This window comes from Massilia sp. PAMC28688 (assembly GCF_019443445.1).
Taxonomy (GTDB): domain Bacteria; phylum Pseudomonadota; class Gammaproteobacteria; order Burkholderiales; family Burkholderiaceae_D; genus Telluria_A.
On record NZ_CP080378.1, the window covers coordinates 4,174,483 to 4,194,951 of the forward strand.

Below are 20,469 nucleotides of genomic sequence, written 5' to 3' on the forward strand. Positions count from 1 at the left end.
GGTTCAGGAGGTTACGGCTACGAGTTCGAGCGACAGTTCGCGCATGCCGGATGGGACGTAGATCGAGATCGACTGCGCCTGCAGCATGCGCTCGTACATCTGGCCTTTCGCTTCAATCGTGAAGTACACGGTGTCGGGGCGCACCGGCACCGCTGCCGGCACCTGCGGCGCATGCTGCAGGCGCACGCCCGGCATGGCCGAGAGCACGAACTTTTCGACGTCGTCGGGCGCGCCGACCTTAAAGCGCAGTGGCACCACATCCACCAGTTCGACCGCCGTCATGTCGGCCGATACCGCAAGATAGAAGGTGGTCTTGTCATCTATCTTGCCAGAATCGAGCATGCCGATGTAGTAGGAAGGCCTGACTTGCGTCAAGGCAATAGCGAAGTACTTGGACGATATTACGGTGTCCAGCAGCTCACGAATGATCATATGCAGCTTCGCAAAGCAGGGTCCCGGATCGTTATGCACGTAAGCCGGCAGGTCGGCCAGTGTCCAGCTCTTGGAAAACGTCATCAGGCCGCCGGCCACGCCCAGCAACTGTTCGTACAGCCGCTCCGGATGCAGGGCCGGATGATGGAAGTAGTGCGCCAGCGAGGCATAGGCCGAACTGGCGGTATGGAGCAGCCAAAACGACGACATGTCGCCGGAGCGAAACTCGATCACATTCTTGCTCGGTTCGCGGTGGTGGCCGTACAGCGCGCTGACCTTGGCCTGCAGGGCATCGATCAGGCGGCGCAGCTGAAGGAACAGGATCGGCGCTGCGCGCACCGACAGGCTAGGCGGCACGAAGGTCGGATCGACCTCGAAGCCGCCGGTGGCCACGCGGCGCAGGCGCACCAGCGGGAAGTGGACGTAGGAGTCGCGCGGCTCGAATTCGGACACCAGGCGCACGGTCTTTTTCAGGTACGACAGCTGCGCCTGGGCCGCCTGCGTGTACAGGTCGGGCGTGTCGCGGTTGTCCTGCACGAAGCGGGCCGCATTCGATGGCTGGCCGCCTTGGCCGAAATTGCCGCCGAAAGGCTTGAAGGCGGGCAGGGCGGCGTAGTAGGTCACGCTCTGCTGCGATTGCAAGAGGCCCGACAGGTCCACCGTTTCCGGCAGGTCGTCGGCGCCCGGTGCGTCGTACAGTTCGCCGTCCTGGAAGCGCAATGACAGCTCCAGCACCCGCAGCGCATTGTTGGACAGCGCATCGCGGTCCAGCTGCAGCTGGTTGACGCCCCACGCGTAAGGATGGATGGCCTTCAGGCTTTCATGCAGGCGATGCTCGTGATACTGATCCTGCTGCTGGAAGTGCTGGGGGCGCAGGAACAGGCCCTCGCCCCAGAGTACTTTGCTCGTCATGTAATTAAGCCTTGTTGTTTGTCGAAAATGCAAGTATGCTTCGCGTTCATTACTGAAAGGATAACATTTCCAGCGGAAATAAGCACGGAAAGATGGCAGCGAATCGTGCCGATATGCACAAAGTGAGTTTTTGTGACATTCATTTGGATTTATTATTTTTTGATTATGTGCTAACGTGTCGCCTTAGTAAATATTTCATTCTAGACATTGTTTTCACGCCACTTGTTTCTGAGGACCTGCATGACCACCTTTATTCCCCTGTTTCGCGCGCTGGGCACTGCCGCCCTGATCGCTTCCCTTGCCGCGTGTACCGCGACTGCTCCTGTGGCGCCGCCGGCGGTGCCCAAATTGTCGGACATGCTGGCGCAAGCGTCGCAGGCCGAAAAGACTGGTAACAAGGAACAGGCTGTGACCTTGTGGAAGCAGGCCGCCGCCGCCCACCCGACCGACAAGACCCCCTGGGGCAATGTCGCCAAGACGCGCTTCGATTCGGGCCTGTACGGCGAAGCCATCATGGCGGCGGAGGAAGTGCTGATCCGCGACCCCAACGACAAGGCCGCGCACAGCATCATTGCCACCAGCGGCGTACGCCTGGCAACCAAGTCGGTGGGCGCCCTGAGCCGCATGAATGGCTTCAGCGGCTCGCTGCGCACGGAATCGCAGCAACTGGCTGACACGCTGCGCGCCAGCCTGGGCCTGGAAGAAGGCAAGGTCATCTTTGCGGAGAAGGAAAAAGAAGTCAAAGAACCGGTTAAGCGCAGCAGCAAAGGCAGGACCGTCAAGAACAAGGCTGGCGCCAAGGAAAGCGCCAAGGGCGGCGACGAGCTGCTCGACATCTTCAAATAACCCGTACAACGCCATCCTTAAGGAAAAATCATGTCCAAAGAAAGTGTCCAAAAACGCCTCAACAAGGTTCGTCCACCGCGCGTGCAGATGACCTATGACGTTGAAATCGGTGACGCGATCTCGAGCAAGGAACTGCCCTTCGTGATGGGCGTTGTCGGCGACTTCGGCGGCAATTCCGAAGTCGAGCAAAAGCGCCTGAAGGACCGCAGCTTCGTCAACATCGATCGCGACAATTTCGATGAAGTGATGAAGGGTGTGGAGCCGCGCGCCGCGTTCAAGGTCGACAACACGCTGTCGGACGAAGGCGGCAAGTTCGGCGTGGACCTCAAGTTCACCTCCCTCGAAGACTTCCGTCCCGAGTCGGTGGTGCAGCAGGTCGAGCCGCTGCGCAAGCTGCTCGAAGCGCGCACCAAGCTGGCCGACCTGCGCAACAAGCTGGCCGGGAACGACAAGCTCGAAGACATCCTCAACGATGTGCTCAGCAACACCGAAAAACTGGCCCAGCTCGGCCAGGACAACGCCAAGAAAGAAGACTGAACATGTCCGCTCAACTGAATCAAAGCGCCGCCACCACCCACACCACCGAGATGGGTCTGCTCGACCAGATCGTCGAAGAGAGCAAGGTCGCCAAGTCGAGCACCGAGCACGCCCGCGCCAAGGACCTCATTTCGGAACTGGCCTCCCAGGTCATGGATGGCACGGTCGTCATGTCCAACAACCTGGCCGCCACCATCGATGCGCGCGTGGCCGAACTTGACCGCATGATTTCGGCGCAGCTCTCGGCCGTGATGCATGCGCCCGAGTTCCAGAAACTTGAGTCCAGCTGGACTGGCCTGAACTACCTGGTCAAGAACTCGTCGACCAGCCAGAACCTGAAGATCAAGATGCTCAACGCGACCAAGAAGGAGCTGGTCAAGGACTTCCAGAGCGCCCTCGAATTCGACCAGAGCACGATGTTCAAGAAGGTCTACGAAGAAGAATTCGGCACCTTCGGCGGTGCCCCGTTTGGCGCGCTGCTGGGCGACTTCGAAATCACGCGCCAGCCCGAAGACATGTACTTCATCGAGCAGATGTCGCACGTGGCAGCAGCGGCCCACGCGCCGTTCATCTCGGCCGCCTCGCCCGAACTGTTTGGCCTGGAGACTTACAGCGACCTTGGCAAGCCGCGCGACCTGTCCAAGGTATTTGACACCGTCGAATACGCCAAGTGGAAGTCGTTCCGCGAATCGGAAGACTCGCGCTACGTCGGCCTGACGCTGCCGCGCTTCCTGGGCCGCCTGCCATTCAACCCGGCCGATGGCGCCACCACCGACGGCTTCAATTTCGTGGAAGACGTGGACGGCACCGATCACCAGAAGTACCTGTGGTGTAACGCCGCCTACGCCTTTGGCACCAAGCTGACCGGCGCTTTCGAAGACTTCGGCTGGTGCGCTGCCATTCGCGGCGTCGAGGGCGGCGGCCTGGTGGAAGACCTGCCGACCCACACCTTCAAGACCGACGAAGGCGAAGTTGCCCTCAAGTGCCCGACCGAGATCGCCATTACCGACCGCCGCGAAAAAGAGCTGTCGGACCTCGGCTTCATCTCGCTGGTGCACTGCAAGAACACCGATTACGCCGCCTTCTTTGGCGCCCAGTCGGTCCAGAAAGCGAAAAAATACCAGTCCGACGCAGCCAACGCCAACGCGGTGCTGTCGGCCCAGCTGCAGTACATCTTCGCCGTATCGCGCATTGCCCACTACATGAAGGCCATGATGCGCGACAAGATCGGAAGCTTTGCATCCGCATCGAACGTGGAAGACTTCCTCAATCGCTGGTTGACCCAATACGTTCTGCTCGACGACAACGCAAGCCAGGAGCAAAAGGCCCAGTTCCCGTTACGCGAAGCGTCGGTGCAAGTGCAGGAAGTACCTGGTCGCCCGGGTGTCTATCGTGCTGTCTCATTCCTCCGTCCTCACTTCCAGCTTGACGAGCTATCCGTTTCACTCCGACTGGTCGCGGAGCTACCTGCATCGACCAAATCGTAATACCCATAAACCACTGAAAGGAACACAATGGCAATCGACGTCTATCTGCAAATCGACGGCATCAAAGGCGAGTCGACCGACTCCGTTCACAAGGACTGGATCGAGTGCAAATCGGTCGCATGGCAAGTGCTGCAGCCAAAATCGGCAACCGCATCGACCGGTGGTGGCCACACTGCCGAGCGTACGGAGCACAAAGACATCGTCGTGACCAAGCTGGCCGACCTGGCAACGCCGCTGCTGCTGCAAAACTGCTCGTCGGGTAAAACCATCCCGAAGGCAAAGTTCGTCTTCCTGCGCGCTGACGGCAAGGGCGAGCGCATCAAGTACTTCGAAATCGAACTGGAAAACGTACTGATCAGCAGCGTGGCACCAGCTGTTGCCCAGGGCGACATCCTGAGCGAAGAAGTGGCACTGAAGTACTCGCAAGTGAAGTGGAAGTACACCCAGCAGAAGGTTGGCGGCGGTTCGGGCGGTAACACCTCCGGCGGCTGGAACCTGGCGCAAAACAAAGTCGTTTAAGTAGCACACACGGGGTACCGATGAAGGGGTTCACGCCTGGATTATTCGACCGACTGATGGATAGTCCGGTCAGCGGTGCCAGTGGCACGGTCATGCGCATGTCGGTCGAGGACCTGAAGGACTCGGTCGCACGTGATCTTGAAGCGCTGCTCAACACCCGCACGGTAATCGAGGAAGTTCTGCTCAAGCGGTATCCCGAATGTAGTCGTTCGATCTACACCTACGGCCTGAATGACTTTGCAGGCCGTTCCCTCTCCAGCCCCGACGACCGCGCCTATATCTGCATGTGCCTCGAAAAGGCCATTGCCCGGCACGAGCCGCGGCTGCGTAACGTCAAGGCGTCGCTGGAGATCAGGGAAGAGTCCATCAACAGTCTCAATTTCGCCATTACCGCTCTGATGGTGGTGAGTACCTCGCAGGAACCGGTCAACTTCGACGCCGTCCTGCAGCCATCGAGTCTGCATTACACCATCAGCAAGGCGCGCCGGGCAGCGTCTGCGGGAGCCTGAGTTTGGAACAATTATTACCGTATTACGAGAGGGAGCTCGGATTCCTTCGCCGTTACTCGCGCGAGTTTTCAGAGCGCTACCCCAAGATCGCCGGCCGCCTCCTGATTGGCGGCGAGGTGTGCGAAGATCCGCACATCGAGCGCATGATCGAGTCGTTCGCGCTGCTCAATGCGCGCGTGGCCAAGCGCCTCGACGACGACTACCCGGAATTTACCGAAGCCCTGTTCGAGGTCCTGTACCCGCACTACCTGCGCCCGTTTCCCTCGTGCTCGATCGCGCGCATGGATTTTGCGGGCGCCGCAGCCCAGCTGACCACCGCCAGCACCATCGCGCGCGGCACCCAGCTCACCACCCGTCCCGTGCGCGGCGCGGCCTGCACCTTCCGCACGGCCTATCCCGTCACCGTGGCTCCGCTGGCACTGTCGGCGGCCTCGTTTGCGGCGATCATCGACACGCCCGAAGCTGTGCGCCCGCCGCCTGGCGCCACCTCGAGCGTTTCCATCACCATTTCCAGCACCGCCGAGCAGGTTTCGGTATCGCAGCTGAACCTGGACAAGCTGCGTGTCTTCATCGATGGCGAGCCCTCGTTTTGCGCGGCCCTGCGCGATGCGCTCTTCATGCGCACCGTGGCTGCCTACGTCGAAGCGGACGACAGCGGACGCTGGGTCCAGCTGCCGGGCATTCCTGTCAGCGTGGCCGGCTTTGACGAAGACGAATCGCTGATCGACTTCTCGGCCCGTTCGCACACCGCCTACCGGCTGCTGACCGAGTACTTCTGCTTTCCCGAGAAGTTCAATTTCTTCGACATCGACCTGTCCATGCTGGGCGCCCTGGTACCGATGGGCGCGCGCTCGCTCACGCTGCACCTGGCACTGTCGGGCATGCGTACCGACTCGAACACCGCGCGCATCCTTGGCACCCTGTCGACCAACAACGTGCTGCTCGGCTGCACGCCGGTCGTCAACCTGTTTCGCCAGCGCGGCGAACCGATTCGCCTCACCCATACCACCGCCAGCTATCCGGTGCTGGCCGACGCGCGCCGCGCATTCGCCTACGAAGTGCAATCCATCGACTCGGTCAAACTGGTGCGCCAGACGCCGCAGGGCGAATCGATCGTCCAGTTCCGCCCGTTCTACTCGCTGCGCCACGGCCAGACGCCGGAAAAAAGTGGCCACTACTGGGTGGCGCGGCGCGACGAAACGCTGGGCGAGCGCAGTCCCGGCTTCGAGACCCAGATTTCGATCGTGGACATCGACTTCGACCCGGCCGAAGTGGAAACCGACACCCTGAGCCTGGAGCTCACCTGCACCAACCGCGACTTGCCGGCGTCGCTGGCCTACGGCCTGCGCGGGGGCGACCTGTTCCTCGAAGGCGGCTCCAGCGTGCGCTCGATCAGCTTTTTGCGCAAGCCGACGGCGTCGCACCGCTTCGAGCGCGGACGCGGTGCCCACTGGCGCCTGATATCGCACCTGTCGCTCAACCACCTGTCGCTGACCGACGGCGGCCTGGACGCCTTTCGCGAGATGCTGACACTGTACGACCTGCCGCGGTCGCCGTCTTCGCAGCGCCAGATTGGCGGCATCGCCGCCATTGCGCACAAGGCGGCCAACGCCTGGCTGCCGGGGAATCCATTCGCCTGCCTGGTGCGCGGAGTGGAAGTGCGCCTGACGGTGGACGAAGAAGCGTTTGTCGGCAGCGGCATCCACGCCTTTGCCCACATCATCGAACGCTTCCTCGGCCTGTATGTGCACGCCAACAGCTTCACCCAGCTGGTCATGGTATCGAATAAATCTGGAGAAGAGCTATTGAAATGCACGCCACGAAGCGGCGATTTGAGCCTGCTGTAATCGAACGCCTGTTTCAGGAACCGTACCGCTTCGAATATTTCCAGGCGGTGCGTACGCTCGAACTGTGGCTCAAGCGCCATGGCACGGCGCAGCAGGGCATGGTGGCCAACTTCCTGCGCTTCCAGAATTCGACCTCGCTCAACTTCCCGGCCAGCCAGATCGAATCGATGCAGACCGAGCCGCGCGAGATGCAGCGCGACGCGCGCTCGCTTGGCGCCGCCCTCAAGGACGCCTCGCTCAAGTACGTCCGCCTCACGCCCACCTTCATGGGCCTGTTGGGCGGCAATGGCGCGCTGCCGGCGCACTACACCGAGCGCATTGCCGCCCACGTCTTGTACGAAAAGGACGAAGGCCCGCGCGCCTTTCTCGACACGTTCTCCAACCGATCGCTGGCCCTGTTCTATGAAGCCTGGCGCAAGTACCGGCTCGAACTGAAGTACCAGGTCGACGGCAAGGACACCTTCTTGCCGCTGCTGCTGTCGCTGGGCGGGCTTGGCAACGAATCGCTGCGCAAGCGCCTGACCGACGACGAAGGTGGCGGGGTACTGGACGAGTCGATCGGCTACTTCGCCGCCGCCATGCGCCACCGGCCTGCGTCGGCCGTACAGATCTCGCGCGTGCTGGGCGAATACTTTGGCCAGAACGTGCACGCCGAGCAGTTCATCGGCTGCTGGTACGACGTGCCGCCGGGCCAGCAGACCATGCTCGGTGGCGCCAATGCAGTGCTGGGCGCGGGCGCCATGTCCGGCTCGCGCGTGTGGCAGCGCGACCTGCGCATGCGGCTCGTGATCGGACCGCTGGACCGCGACAGCTTCGACGCCTTCCTCCCGGGCGGCAAGGCTGCGCGCGCGCTCAGGAGCATGCTCACCATGTTCACCGGCGTGACCATTGAATACGAAGTGCAGCTCGTGCTGCGCGCGGCCGACGTGAAGGGCGCGGCCCTGTCGGACGATAGCGGCGGGCGGCTGGGATGGGACAGTTTCCTCATCACCAGCGCCCAGTCGCAGGACCGCAAGGACGTGCGTTACGAAATCCATGCAGTGTAATTAAACGAGAAAACAACCCGAGGACTCCTGAATGAGCATCAACCTGAAAACGCTGATCGGCAAACTGAATGAAACCAGCCGCACGGCCGCCACCCGCGCCGCGAGCATCTGCGTCTCGCTCGGCCAGTTCGAGGTCGACCTTGAACACCTGTTCCTGGCACTGCTGGAGCAGCCCAAGAGCGACTTTGCCATCATCGCGCGCCAGTGCGGCATCAGCCCCGGCATGCTGGAAGCGGACCTGCAGTCCGAAGTCCAGCGCCTCAAGGCCGGCAATACCCGCACGCCGGTGTTCTCGGCGCGCCTGCCGAAACTGTTTGAAAACGCGTGGCTGATAGCCTCGCTCGACCTGCAGTCCGGCCGCCTGGCCGAGATCCGCAGTGGCCACCTGCTGCAGGCGCTGCTGACCGACCCGGAACTGGCGCAGCTGGCATACCGCGGCTCCAAGCTGTTCGACAAGTTCGACCTCGATCAGATCAAGCATAATCTCGACAAGATCGCCGCCGGCTCGCAGGAGATCGTCGTCAACCAGCCGGTGGCCAAGGGCGAGGAGGGCGGTTCGGACCCGGTGGGTGAAATGACCGCGCAGGCCGGCACCAAGACCCCGTCGCTGGACCAGTTCACCACCAACCTCACGCAGCGTGCGCGCGAAGGCAAGGTCGATCCCGTCATCGGGCGCGATACGGAAATCCGCCAGGCGATCGACATCCTGATGCGGCGGCGCCAGAACAACCCGATCCTGACCGGCGAAGCGGGCGTGGGCAAGACCGCCGTGGTCGAAGGCCTGGCGCTGCGCATCGCCACCGGCGACGTGCCGGACGTGCTCAAGGGCGTCGAGATCCACACGCTGGACATGGGCCTGCTGCAGGCTGGCGCCAGCGTCAAGGGCGAGTTTGAAAATCGCCTGAAGAACGTCATCGACGAAGTCAAGAAAAGTCCGCACGCGATCATTTTGTTCATCGACGAAGCGCACACCATGATTGGTGCGGGGGGCGCGGCCGGCCAGAACGACGCGGCCAACCTGCTCAAGCCAGCGCTGGCGCGCGGCGAGCTGCGCACCATCGCCGCCACCACCTGGGGTGAATACAAGAAATACTTTGAAAAGGACGCCGCCCTCGCGCGCCGCTTCCAGGTGATCAAGGTGGAAGAGCCGAGCGAAGAACTGGCATGCGCCATGCTGCGCGGGATGGCGCCCCTGATGGAAAAGCACTTTGGCGTGCGTGTGTACGACGAAGCGATCACCGAAGCGGTGCGCCTGTCGCATCGCTACATCATGGGGCGCCAGCTCCCGGACAAGGCCATCAGCGTGCTCGATACAGCCTGCGCCAAGGTGGCACTGGGCCAGAACGCGACTCCTGCGCTGATCGAAAACTTGTCGCGCAAAGTCGAGCGCATCAGCGCCGAAGTGGCCTCGCTCGAACGCGAGCAGGCTTCGGGTGGAGCCCACGCGGTGCGCCTGAAGGAATTGATCGCCGAGCGCACCGCGCTGGCCGAACAGCAAAGCGCGTTGTCTGCGCGCTGGGACCAGGAAAAAGCGCTGACCGCCAAGATCATGGACGGCCGTCGCGCGCTCGAAGAGAGCGACAAGAAGGATCCGAGCCAGGCCAAGGATATTCAGTCGATGATGACCGAGCTGCGCGCGCTGCAGGGCGAAACACCGATGGTGCCGGTGCAGGTCGATGGGCACGTGGTGGCGGAAATTGTCGCCGGCTGGACTGGTATCCCGCTGGGCAAAATGGTCAAGGACGAAATCAAGACAGTACTCAAGCTCAAGGACCTGCTCGAAGAGCGCGTGCTGGGGCAGCCATACGCGATCGAAGCGGTGGCGCAGCGCGTGCGTACCTCGCGCGCCAACCTGGATGACCCGAACAAGCCGAAGGGCGTCTTCCTGTTCGTCGGACCATCGGGCATTGGCAAGACCGAGACCGCGCTGGCCCTGGCCGATGTGCTGTACGGCGGCGAGCGAAAGCTCATCACCATCAACATGAGCGAATACCAGGAAGCGCACAGCGTCTCCGGTCTCAAAGGTTCGCCACCGGGCTATGTTGGCTATGGCGAGGGCGGCGTGCTGACCGAAGCGGTGCGCCGCAATCCATACAGCGTGGTGCTGCTCGACGAAGTGGAAAAAGCGCATCCCGACGTGATGGAGCTGTTCTTCCAGGTGTTTGACAAAGGCGTGATGGATGACGCGGAAGGGCGCGAGATCGACTTCAAGAACACCATCATCATCCTGACCTCGAACGTGGCCTCGAGCGCCATGATGAACGCGTGCCTGAACAAGACGGCTGAAGAAATGCCGACGCCGGAAGCGCTGGAAGAGCTGATTCGTCCGCACCTGATGAAGCAGTTCAAGCCCGCGTTCCTGGGCCGCCTGAAGGTGATTCCATACTACCCATTGGGCGACGACGCGCTGGTGCAGATCATCGAACTGAAGATGCGCAAGATCCAGCAGCGCATCGCGGCCAATCACAAGGCGGAGCTGACGTATGACGAAGCGCTGGTGGAAGCGGTGCTGGCGCGCTGCACGGAAGTCGATTCGGGCGCGCGCAACGTCGACAACATCCTCAACGGCACGCTGCTGCCCGAGATAGCCGAATCGGTACTGGCGAAGATGGCGGAGGGCGCCTCGATTGCCAAGATCAAGGTCAGCGCCGACAAGAAGGGGCAATTCAAGTATTCAATCAAATAAGCGCAGTACCGATCGAGGGGGCTCAGTCACGTCACCCGTGCCTGGGCTTTTTTTTAGCCCAACAAACCGTTCTCACCCCGGGGTCAGACCACTTAAACCCACTAAAATCAATTTCCTCACGCCAGGGTCAGACCACTTAAAGCGCGATTTTGCAATTAATTTCCGCGCGACTAATGAAAGACTTTGCGTAGAACAAGAAAAAGATGAATTGAGGGATATTTGGAAAGGTGTGCTTCCTTATCGAAGCATTTCGTCCGGCAAAAGCATGTCTCGCCCGGTACCGAGGGGCCTGAACAAGCCGGTGTAAGACATTTTTCTGGTGGCTGTGCGGATTTTTTTTGCCCGATTATTTTCGTGCAGATTTAAGAAGGCTGATAGACAGCTACAGCTGTTTCCTTATATCAGGTCTACGAGCTTCGGGCGTGGTGCTGACCACGATTTAAGATGCAAAATATTGCTTTTGATGTGTTTAAGTGGTCTGACCCCGCCTGTGGGAAATTGATTTTGGTGCGTTTAAGTGGTCTGACCCCGCCGGTGGGAAATTGATTTGGCGTAAGGCGCGAGCGCAGCAATAGCCACGTCGCGCCGGTTGCATCGCACGCGCAAGCGCCGTTTTATTCGGGAGATTTCACGCCCAGCAGTTCTTCAATGTGCGCCATCGATGCTTCGTCCTTGACCACGGAGCGCAGCCAGTCGTGCAAATTCTGCTGGCCGGCGTCGGCCGCCTTGTCGGCAAAGTACGATACCGGGCTATGCGGCTCGGTGCGGCGGAAGAACTCGGCCACCGCACGCAGTTGTGCCAGTGCCTGCGCGCGGTTGGTGATCGCGCCAGGCGGTCCCGATGGCCCTTGCGGCGCGATGTAAGGCATGCCCTGGTCGTTCGAGATAGTGCCGTACTGCTCGCCCGCCGGCGCCACATCGTCCACCGCGACGGCAGCCACCGTCGGCATCAGGTGCATCATGTTCGATACCGCGTCGCGCGCGGCCGAGAAGCCCGGACTGTCGCGGCCCAGCCGCTCGTCGGCGGACTTTTCGAACTTGAGCAGCGCTTCCATCAGGTACAGCGCGTCGGCCGCAAAGGTGCTGCGGAACTGAGGCGAATTGGCACGCTTGGCGCTGTCCATATCCGACAGTTTGTTATCCGGATCGTTCGGATTCTTGCGTGCCTTGTCGAAGTCGAGCGTGGTGTAGCGCTTGCCATTGCCATCCGTGACCGGCATTTCCTTGAGCAGCGCCGGGATCCGCGACAAGATCCAGCTCAGGTTCCCGATGCGCTGGTCATGGTCGTCGCCGTCCGATTCCGGGTACAGGCCGATATCCCAGTAATCATCGAGCAATCCAGCCAGCACCAGCAGGCCCTCGGCCAGGCCGCGCATGTGGTGTTTTTTGGCGCCCGCTTCCGACAGCCATACCGCCAGGCGCAGGTCCTTGGTCCGCTTTTCGAGCAGGGCGCTGCAGCTCTTGACGACAAAGTCCCAGTCGGCTTCTTTCAGTTCGGTGACCCATTCGCCCTGGTCGAGCGATGGGTCGTCGAACTTGCGCGCCTTGGCAATGGCGTCCAGTTCGGGAGCAAACGACAGGTCCTCGCCAGCTGGCTGGTTATCGCTGATGGGGTTGAGCAGTTGATCGGCTACAAACATGATGTCCTCTATATGCGGCGACGCTTACTGCGCCAGCCTGAATTCGATGCGGCGATTGCGCGCGCGCCCTTCCGGGGTGTCGTTACTGGCAATTGGCCGGTCGGAGCCCTGGCCGGTGGCGCTCATTAGGTCGCTGTTGATGCCACGGTCTGCCAGGTAGGTCTTGACCGCTTCGGCGCGTGCCTGCGACAGGTTCTGGTTGCTGGCCCGCAGCCCCTGGTTGTCAGTGTGCCCGATCAGGTCCACTTTGCGGTCCTTCAGCTTGAGCATGGCGGCCGCCATTTCGTCGAGAATGGCGCGACCGGCCGGCGTCAGTGTGGCTTTGCCGCTTTCAAATTCGATGGTGCGGTTGGCCAGCGTCGTGTCGAGCACACTCTGGTCAGCCGCTGATACGCGCAGGCCGTTGCTGACGGTGTAGGTGGGATTGAGGCTGGTGGCGACGTTGCTGGCGATTTTCTGGCGCACCGCTTCGTTGGCCACTTCGCCCTTCAGGCTCACGGCATTGCCATCAATCTTGAGCTGCCCGCGCGTGATCTGCTTGAGCTCAGGCGTGATGAGCTTTGCAACATAGCCGTTCCAGTTGGGTGGCAGGGTGACAGAGCCAACGCTGATCTGGTCGACCACGAGGTTGGCGCCGTAGACTTCGCGCAGCTTGGCCAGGACCGATGCCTTGCTCGCTTCGTCGGGGACGGTGCCGGTAACGACCACCTGGCCCGGCTGGACCAGCGTGTTCTGGGCCCGCGCCGGGGCGGAGTAAGCCAGGGCGAGGCTAAGTGTAAGTGCGGAGAGGGTTGCTAGTTGACGCATGATCAGCTTCCGATAAACGCCGCGCGCAGCGAATCAAGCGCGGATTTGAGTGACAGTGTGGGCTGGCTGAGATAGGTGGAGAGCTTCTTGACGGCGTAGTCGTCGTTCACCTGTTCTTCCACCCAGTCCAGTTGGTCGAACGCGATATGGCGCTCGGCGCCGGCCTGCGGGTCCATGATGGCGCGCAGCGTCTGCGCCGATGCCCCGCTAAAGCCCAGCACCAGCACCGGCTTGCCGCCAATGCGCGTGATGAACAGTGCCAGTTCAAAGTCGGCGCGGGCCAAAAATGGGGTGATCAGGTGCATCCAGAATGCGGCTACCAGATTGCGGTACATGGGGTCGGTGGGCAGCGGCAGCAGCAGGCTCTTTTCGAGGCGGCTGGAGCTGCTGGCCATGACCGGCTGCAGCAGGAAACCCAGGGCCAGCAGCACCTGGCGCACCGAGCCCGGAAAGCCGGATTGGGTCAGCAAGGCGTCGAGTGCGCCGACTGTTTGCAGATCCAGGAAATCCTGGAAGGCGGCGTCGTAGGCGGTGGAGCGCAGGTCAACTTCGATGATGTGGCTGGCAGCGGCCTGCAAGGGCGCTGCGGCATCGCTGGCACCGGTCACGCTGGTGCTCAGTGCCTCCAGGCGGTTCCACAAGCGATTCAGTACCAGCGGCGCGTCCGGTACAAAGGTGGCCGGATCGGGCACTTCCATGGTGCTCATCATCAGAAACGGGAAACGGCGGCTGGACTGGTCGCTGCTGGCCACAATATGGCCGGCGATGGCGTGCCGGCGGCGCGGGCCGATGAAGGCGAAGTGCAGCGGCGAGACCGCGTCGTAACTGAGCTTCCAGCGCGCGTCCGATGCCATCAGGTCCATGGCCTGCGCCAGCCAGTCGTCGAGCACCTTGATTAATGCAGGGTTGTCGCTGCCCTTGACGAAGTCGCCGCGGCTGGGGATCTTGCCGAAGTAGCCAACCGCCGTTGGGGTAGGAGCACGCATCATTGCGCACCTCCTGTTGCCGGCGCGGCAATGGAGGCGGTCACAGGCTCCGGTGCCGGTGCGGCGGCGATCACCGACTCAGGTAGACGCAGGCTCTTGAATACGACGGTGCCGGCTGGCCGCGGCGCGGGCGGCGCTGCTCTCCTGACGCCCAGGCTCTTGAGGTTGGCCACCACTGTGACGCCGGCGCTTTCCCAGGTCAGTTTGAATACGCCGCTATCGACACGCTCGCGCTTGGCGGTTTCGACCATTCGCATGAGTCCTTCCCGCCCTTCCACGTTGAGCAGTACCACGGTCCGTCCCTCCGGCGTAATAGCCGTGATGCGCGTACCAGGCTTCGGCGTTGGATTTGGCCATGTCATAGGAACTGGCGGCTGGGGCAGGCCTTTCCAGCGCACCGACTGGCCATCAATCTCGATCGTGAATTCTGTTGCATTGGCAGCGCCGATGGCCTGCAGTTCGAACATCTTCACCTCACCGCCGCCCGTCGACGCCTCCACGTTGGCAACGCCGGTGGCGCTCAACGGCGCAATCCACATCGGGAAGCTGGCGACAACCGGTTCGGCCAGCCTGATACCCATGTCGGCCCAGGTTTTCGCAGCCAGCATGTCGCCACGGCGCACAACGAGCGGGCCGATGGTGGTGTCGAAGAACTTGGCGATCGTGCCGGTTGGACCGAACATCAGGCCGATTTCTTCGTTCGACGCTTCCGAGGTCGATGCGGCGTTGAACGGGAATTTAACTGCCAGCGTCTTGTTAAACGGCTGCACAACCTGGGCCTGCCATACCTTGTTGATTTCCGCTTCGGTCGGTTTGACGATCACGGCAAACGACTGCATGAGCGGGCGTACCAGGATTGGACGGATCGCGGTCTTTTGCGAGTCGCTCATCCCGGTCAGCATCTGTTCATCGACGTATTTCAGCGCATCGGCCAGTTCCGAGCCGGTGCCGTCGAGCGTTTGCTGCATCAGCTGCTTGGCGCCCGGTCCGGGGTCGCCCTGGTTCTTGATGGTGTTAAAGCGGGTACGCAGCTTGGACAGGTGGTCCATGTAGGTGCGCATGAGCGAGTTGCCCTGCTCGGTCGCCACCACCAGGCGCGCCACGCCGGCAAATTCCTTGCCCACCGGCCCAAGCGGCAGGGCCGCGCTGGCGGCAGTGGCGCTGGAACTGGTTGGCATGTTGACGTTCACCTGGGACGGTTTGCGGCGCAGGATGACTTCCTTGAACCAGCCCATGACACCGCGCTTGGCTCGCTGCAGGCCGGCGTCCACCAGCGATGGATTGTCCCACGAGGTCTGCTCGTAGACAGTCGTAATGAGCTTGTTCAAGGGCGAAATCTGCGGATCACCCAGGCGGTTCATGGCCACGGCGGCGGCATCGAAGCCTTCGAGGTCGCGAATGGTCACGCCCTGCACGAACTTCTGCCACTCCTTGGCATAGTCGTTCTTGTACATTTCGACCAGCTGCTTCTGGATCTGTTCCGGGCTGCCTTCCAGCGTCAGGTCATTGCTGGATGCAGTCTTGAGCACCCAGTCGGCGCTTTGCAGTTCCTTGTTGGCCGCTTCCTTGATTGCCTCCTGCACGTAGTCGCTCCAGGCTTCGCGCGTGAAAGTGCCAGGAATGGCATAGCTACCCAGGATCAGCGACTTGTCCTGGTCGCCCACGATGCTGGCGACGGTGATGGGCTTAAAGTTGACGGCGGCGCGGGCCTTGATGGCGGCGTACACGCGCTCGCGCGCCGGCATGCCTTTGACGACCTTGCGCAGGTTTTCACGGGTCTGGTCCACCAGTGCCAGTTTGCTGTCAAGCGTCGGCCAGGATGGATCGCTGACCTGGCGCAGATAGAAGTCGATGGTGCGTTCGGCAGCGCGGATCATTTGCTCGCGCGGCATCGCGCCGCGGTTGGCGTCGAGCCAGTTGCGCCAGTGTCGGGTGAGCTGGTCATTCAAATGGCCGCCCTCGAACCTGGATTTGTCGCCCAACATGAGGTAGGTCTTGAGGGCGTTGTAAGCATCCTCAGAGTTAGTAGGCGAGGCATCCTTGAAATTGGTGTTGGCGACCGGCGCCGGCGTCACCGGCGTGGCATTGAGCACGCTCATTGCATCCTGCACGCCGCCACCGAGTCTGCTGCTCGGCTGCAGCTGGGCGGCATTGGCGTTGACGTCGGTGAGGAAGCCTTCAAGTGACTGCCCGACGGGATTGAGCATCACTTCCTTCACGCCATTGAAATACTCTTCGCGCAGCTTGCGCTCCAGCAGATTGCCCTGGTAAAGGCCAAGGCTCAGGCTCAAAGGCCGGTCTTCGCGATAGCGCGACAGCTGCTCGATACGGTCCTGCAGGATCTGCAGTGCCTCGAAGCGTGATTGCAGGTCCAGGCGCTGGGCCTGCACCTTGACGGCCGAGTCGAGGTCGGCCTGCACATTGGCCACCAGCTGGCGGTTGTTCACGTACGACCAGCTCCAGCCGCCCAGGGTCAGGCCAACCAGTGCGGTCGCCGCAAAGAAGGCAGCGTAGCGCATGCGCGTCTTGGCGGGGCTGGCGTATTGGGCCACCAGGTCCTTGTCGGCAAAGATCACCTTGCGAAACAGGTTAAGCAGGAAGAAGCCGCTCTGGGCGTGGAATTCCTCGTGCTCGGGCGGGCGCAGCTTGATGTCGAAGCGGCGTGCCACGCGCTCGGACGAAGCCGATACCGATTCGCCTTCCTGCAGGGCGCTGGTGAAGTAAAAGCCGCGGAACACGGGCTTGAACTGGAATGGATTTTCCTCAAACAGGGTGGCGATAAAGGAGCGCAGGGGCGCCTTGATGGTCGAAAATTCAAGCGGGAAGGTGAATACGCCGGGCGGCATGCGCTCGCGCCACTGCAGTGCCATGTTGGCCTGGCTCATGTCCTTCAGGCCGTCGTACAGTTCATCGAAGCGGGCGTCGAACTGGTCCAGCACCTGCTGGCCAGTGGTGCTCTGGCTGTAGGGGAGGGTGGCGCCCCAGGCGCGATCACGCTCGCCGCGCTCGGTGTCCTGGAAAAATTCGTTAAAGCCGGTGATCAGGTCGGCCTTGGTAAAGACGACGTAGACGGGGGCATGAACTTCGAGCTTTTCAGTCAGCTCCTGGACCCGCATGCGCAGATTTTTGGCCAGGTTGATGGCAAATTCCGGGCGGTTGCCGGTCAGTTCGGCCACGCTCACGGCGATGATGATGCCGTTGATCGGCGCCTTCTTGCGGTATTTTTTCAGCAGGCTCAGAAAGCCGAACCACTCGTTGCGGTCTTCGTCGACCACGGAGTAGCGCCCGGCCGTGTCGAGCAAAATGCCGTCTGTGGTAAAGAACCAGTCGCAGTTGCGGGTGCCGCCCACGCCTTGCACCACCTTGCTGTCGGCGAATGGAAACTGCAGGCCGGAGCTGGCAATGGCAGTACTCTTGCCGGCGGCCGGGTTGCCAATGACCATATACCAGGGCAGTTCGTAGAGCGCGGCGTCACCGGAGAGGTGTCCCAGCTTGGAGCCTTTGATGGTGGCGATGGCATCCAGCATGCGCTTCTTGATCACGTCCTGTTCCTGACGCTGGGCCGGGTCGACCTTGCTGATCTTGTTGGCCTGCTGATCGAGCATACCGCCCAGTGCCGATGCGTTCCTCAGGCGCGTGCGCCGCCGCCACAGCCATACCATTACACCAAACGCCATGGCGATGGCCAGCACGCCCAGGGCATAGGCGAGCGGCAGCTCGAGCAGCGTGGCGCCGATCAGGAGGAGGGCGGCAAACGCAAGCCAGCCGATGACGAGCAGGCTTTTGCGACTTGTCAGAAATTCCCAGAAATTTTGCATCATTGTTGGTAACTCACTTGTGAAACATTCAGGACAGGGCTGCTGCAGGCTGGATCAGGATGGCGCTGCGGCGGTACGGGTCATCGTTGCTAATACAAAGAACAGGTGCTGCGAGCTCGGTGGCATGGTGGTGACCCAGGGCCAGTGCCGTGACAAAGGAGACAGCGCCGGCGCTGCCGCAGCCGCTGCCAACGGCCAGCACTTCTGAGGCGGTGTCAAGATGCGGCAGGGTGGCCGAGGCCAGTTCCATCATTTCCATCACGCGCGAGGTGCGGTGATCGGTGTCTGTAACCAGCATGGCGACTTTGGCCGCCTCGGTGCCGGTGGCGGCAAGCAGCGTGGCAGACATGGTGGCAAGGGCCTTGGCGTCGGCCTTTTTGGCTTCGTCGGCCGAGTTGTGGCGGCGCGTTTCCGGTTCTAGCTGCAGCAGCATGTGCGGCAGCTCGGGGAGGGTTACAGCCTGGGCATGGTCGATCAGCAGCAGGCCGGCGGCGCCTTCGCCGGGAATGCGGCCCTGGGGACGGGCGGCGGCAAACAGAATGTCGCTGCTGGCCCAGCGCTCGATGCAGGCCTCGCCTAGGTGCGATGCGCAGGTCATGACGATGGCCGCCAGCGGCACGCCACTGGTGTTGGCCTGGTGTGCCACCCGGCCAAGGACCGCAGCGGGACTGGCGCCGCGCGCATCGGACGGCACCGTGGCCGCGAGCGACAGCTGCTTGTCGGGCCAGCCGGCGGTGATGATGACGTGGCGCAGCCACAGGCCGGCGGCGCTGCGCAGCTCCAGGCTCCATTCCGGCGGCAGCATGGGCTGCAGGTACAGCATGGGCGGCGCGCCTTCGGGCGGCAGCAGGTTGGCGCTCGCTTCGTCGGCCAGCTCGCCGGCAACGGCGGTGGCCAGGGTCAGGGCGCGCCATTGTTCGGCACTCACTTCCAGCTCCTGCACGCCGTTCTGTTCAAACCATTCGGTGATTTCGTCCTGGATCGCGGTATCGTCGGCGTCGGCGCAGCGCACCGTCATGACCGGGAAGCCCTGGTCATTGACCAGTTCGGCATCGAGCTCGGCGCGCGCCTTGCCTTCGATGAGCTTGCCAGACAGGTCGGCGGCGCTGGCGCCGTGCGGCGCGCGGATGGCGGCGGCCAGCAGGGCCAGGGGCGGCGCCTTGGGCGCGGGCGGCGCAGCCTGGGCATCGGCGGGGGCGCCTGTGGCGGCAGGAGCGGGCGCGGCGGCCATTTTCTGCAGCACCACGCGGCCCACCCAGATCGAGGCCAGGATGCCAAGCGGGATCGCGACCAGGAAGACCAGCATGTCGCCCGGGGCGGGCATCCGGTTGGTTGCGCGCCAGTACCAGATCGCGCCCATCCAGCTGAGGCCCAGGACCAGGACGATCAGCAGGCTGACTTTCATCCATGGGCGCATCAGAACGGCACCATCAGTCGGCAGGCGGCGGTACGTGGCGCAGCGCCGGCACGGGCGGCACCGGGCTGGTGAGGGAAAACCTGTGGTCCTTGCATATATCCTGTTCGCTTCACTATCAATTCCGCTTCATCACGCCCTTGCGGCGCAGTTCGGTGTGTCCAAAATCCATCATTTTCCAGCGACCGCCCCAGGTCAGCCCGACCGATTCAGCCACTTCGCCATACAGTTCGTAGCCGCGCATGGCCCACGGATCTTTTTCCGTGATGACGATCTTGCCGTTGCGCAGGAAAGCGCAGTCGGCCGCCAGGCCATACTGGTGCCAGCTCTGGAACGCGGCCGCATTGGTCACGTTTGAACCCATGGCAGCAAGCTTGTTCTGGCGCTCGGGACTGCGGTAGCCTTCCAGGATCGCCATCTCGTAACCATGCCTTTCCTTCATGATCTTGAAGATCAGCAGGAGCCGCTGGGCAAATTCCGGGTCCAGGCGATCCCAGTCGCGACTGGCCGTCACCAGCATCGGCCTTACCTGTTCCACTTCCACCGTGGCAAACACGGCCGGTGGCAGGGGCGGCGGCGGCACCAGCTGCTCGCCTTCCAGCAACATTGCAACTTGCTGGTTGGTTTCCCTGACCGGGGTGTCGAAACCGCCCAGCATTGTAGAGGAACCTGACGTTAAGGCAACTATTGGTGGTATCAAAATCAACAATATTCCAACTGTGAACAGGACGTAGTGGGCACGGACAAAGCTGATGAGGTTGCGCAATGAGCTGCGGCCCGATTGCTGTATCTTTACAACACCCTCTCCCTGTTGCCGCGCCAGATGGCCCAAGCGCTGCTGCATGCGCTGCCCCGCGCCGGCGAGCGCCTGCAAAACAAACTCGCGCCCCGCGGGGAACAAAATCATCCAGCTGACCAGGCAAGCGAGGAGGAAATACAGCGCTATTGCCACAAAGAACACATGGACCTCTTCAATTCAACTG

At 62.0% G+C, this 20,469-nt stretch carries 15 protein-coding genes; 8 read left to right on the top strand and 7 right to left on the bottom strand.

What is annotated here, in order from left to right; all coding sequences use genetic code 11:
- Window positions 1-3: 3 nt before the first annotated feature.
- The gene (gene tssK / locus KY495_RS18710) at window positions 4-1,344 is read right to left on the bottom strand and encodes a type VI secretion system baseplate subunit TssK (RefSeq protein ID WP_219880855.1); all 1,341 of its coding nucleotides are present in this window, start codon (window positions 1,342-1,344) and stop codon (window positions 4-6) included.
- Between the two features lie 240 nt (window positions 1,345-1,584).
- Between tssK and KY495_RS18715 the strand changes: the two genes are divergently transcribed.
- The 8 genes from KY495_RS18715 to tssH are packed head-to-tail and all read left to right on the top strand — an operon-like array spanning window position 1,585 to window position 10,821.
- Complete coding sequence (locus KY495_RS18715) at window positions 1,585-2,190, top strand: M48 family metallopeptidase (RefSeq protein ID WP_229518363.1); 606 nt, start codon at window positions 1,585-1,587, stop codon at window positions 2,188-2,190.
- A gap of 27 nt (window positions 2,191-2,217) precedes the next feature.
- A complete protein-coding gene (gene tssB / locus KY495_RS18720; protein ID WP_219884320.1) occupies window positions 2,218-2,727 on the top strand; it encodes a type VI secretion system contractile sheath small subunit in 510 nt (169 codons plus the stop codon).
- Window positions 2,728-2,729: 2 nt separating this feature from the next.
- On the top strand, window positions 2,730-4,214 hold the full coding sequence (gene tssC, locus KY495_RS18725; RefSeq protein WP_219880856.1) for a type VI secretion system contractile sheath large subunit: 1,485 nt from the start codon (window positions 2,730-2,732) through the stop codon (window positions 4,212-4,214).
- A 27-nt stretch (window positions 4,215-4,241) separates the two neighbouring features.
- On the top strand, window positions 4,242-4,733 hold the full coding sequence (locus KY495_RS18730; RefSeq protein WP_219880857.1) for a type VI secretion system tube protein Hcp: 492 nt from the start codon (window positions 4,242-4,244) through the stop codon (window positions 4,731-4,733).
- Window positions 4,734-4,753: 20 nt separating this feature from the next.
- Complete coding sequence (tssE, locus tag KY495_RS18735; RefSeq protein WP_219880858.1) at window positions 4,754-5,242, top strand: type VI secretion system baseplate subunit TssE; 489 nt, start codon at window positions 4,754-4,756, stop codon at window positions 5,240-5,242.
- 2 nt (window positions 5,243-5,244) lie between these two features.
- Window positions 5,245-7,089: a type VI secretion system baseplate subunit TssF gene (tssF, locus tag KY495_RS18740; protein ID WP_219880859.1), complete on the top strand. Its 1,845-nt coding sequence runs from the start codon at window positions 5,245-5,247 to the stop codon at window positions 7,087-7,089.
- Window positions 7,053-8,135 (top strand): type VI secretion system baseplate subunit TssG, encoded by a 1,083-nt coding sequence (tssG, locus tag KY495_RS18745; RefSeq protein ID WP_219880860.1) that lies wholly within the window; start codon window positions 7,053-7,055, stop codon window positions 8,133-8,135. The genes tssF and tssG overlap by 37 nt, the downstream gene beginning before the upstream one ends.
- 31 nt (window positions 8,136-8,166) lie before the next feature.
- On the top strand, window positions 8,167-10,821 hold the full coding sequence (gene tssH, locus KY495_RS18750) for a type VI secretion system ATPase TssH (protein ID WP_219880861.1): 2,655 nt from the start codon (window positions 8,167-8,169) through the stop codon (window positions 10,819-10,821).
- A gap of 614 nt (window positions 10,822-11,435) precedes the next feature.
- On the opposite strand, the gene tssA is transcribed toward tssH, so the two are convergent.
- The 6 genes from tssA to KY495_RS24405 form a co-directional block, all read right to left on the bottom strand.
- Window positions 11,436-12,461, bottom strand: a complete 1,026-nt coding sequence (gene tssA, locus KY495_RS18755) for a type VI secretion system protein TssA (RefSeq protein WP_219880862.1) — start codon at window positions 12,459-12,461, stop codon at window positions 11,436-11,438.
- Window positions 12,462-12,485: 24 nt separating this feature from the next.
- On the bottom strand, window positions 12,486-13,268 hold the full coding sequence (locus tag KY495_RS18760; protein ID WP_219880863.1) for an OmpA family protein: 783 nt from the start codon (window positions 13,266-13,268) through the stop codon (window positions 12,486-12,488).
- Between the two features lie 2 nt (window positions 13,269-13,270).
- The gene (tagF, locus tag KY495_RS18765) at window positions 13,271-14,257 is read right to left on the bottom strand and encodes a type VI secretion system-associated protein TagF (RefSeq protein ID WP_219880864.1); all 987 of its coding nucleotides are present in this window, start codon (window positions 14,255-14,257) and stop codon (window positions 13,271-13,273) included.
- Window positions 14,254-18,072, bottom strand: coding sequence for a type VI secretion system membrane subunit TssM (tssM, locus tag KY495_RS18770; RefSeq protein ID WP_219884321.1), 3,819 nt, complete (start codon window positions 18,070-18,072; stop codon window positions 14,254-14,256). The genes tagF and tssM overlap by 4 nt, the downstream gene beginning before the upstream one ends.
- A 28-nt stretch (window positions 18,073-18,100) precedes the next feature.
- The gene (locus tag KY495_RS18775; RefSeq protein WP_219880865.1) at window positions 18,101-19,477 is read right to left on the bottom strand and encodes a hypothetical protein; all 1,377 of its coding nucleotides are present in this window, start codon (window positions 19,475-19,477) and stop codon (window positions 18,101-18,103) included.
- A gap of 127 nt (window positions 19,478-19,604) precedes the next feature.
- Window positions 19,605-20,447 carry a M15 family metallopeptidase gene (locus KY495_RS24405; RefSeq protein WP_219880866.1) on the bottom strand — a complete coding sequence of 281 codons (843 nt, stop codon included), beginning with the start codon at window positions 20,445-20,447 and terminating at the stop codon, window positions 19,605-19,607.
- Window positions 20,448-20,469: the final 22 nt, after the last annotated feature.

Coding starts and splice junctions, on each gene's coding strand:
- KY495_RS18715 (WP_229518363.1), top strand. CDS start 1,585: ATGACCACCTTTATTCCCCTGTTTCGCGCGCTGGGCACTGCCGCCCTG.
- tssM (WP_219884321.1), bottom strand. CDS start 18,072: ATGCAAAATTTCTGGGAATTTCTGACAAGTCGCAAAAGCCTGCTCGTC.
- tssH (WP_219880861.1), top strand. CDS start 8,167: ATGAGCATCAACCTGAAAACGCTGATCGGCAAACTGAATGAAACCAGC.
- KY495_RS18775 (WP_219880865.1), bottom strand. CDS start 19,477: ATGAAAGTCAGCCTGCTGATCGTCCTGGTCCTGGGCCTCAGCTGGATG.
- KY495_RS18760 (WP_219880863.1), bottom strand. CDS start 13,268: ATGCGTCAACTAGCAACCCTCTCCGCACTTACACTTAGCCTCGCCCTG.
- tssK (WP_219880855.1), bottom strand. CDS start 1,344: ATGACGAGCAAAGTACTCTGGGGCGAGGGCCTGTTCCTGCGCCCCCAG.
- tssA (WP_219880862.1), bottom strand. CDS start 12,461: ATGTTTGTAGCCGATCAACTGCTCAACCCCATCAGCGATAACCAGCCA.
- tssC (WP_219880856.1), top strand. CDS start 2,730: ATGTCCGCTCAACTGAATCAAAGCGCCGCCACCACCCACACCACCGAG.
- tagF (WP_219880864.1), bottom strand. CDS start 14,257: ATGATGCGTGCTCCTACCCCAACGGCGGTTGGCTACTTCGGCAAGATC.
- tssE (WP_219880858.1), top strand. CDS start 4,754: ATGAAGGGGTTCACGCCTGGATTATTCGACCGACTGATGGATAGTCCG.
- tssG (WP_219880860.1), top strand. CDS start 7,053: ATGCACGCCACGAAGCGGCGATTTGAGCCTGCTGTAATCGAACGCCTG.
- KY495_RS18730 (WP_219880857.1), top strand. CDS start 4,242: ATGGCAATCGACGTCTATCTGCAAATCGACGGCATCAAAGGCGAGTCG.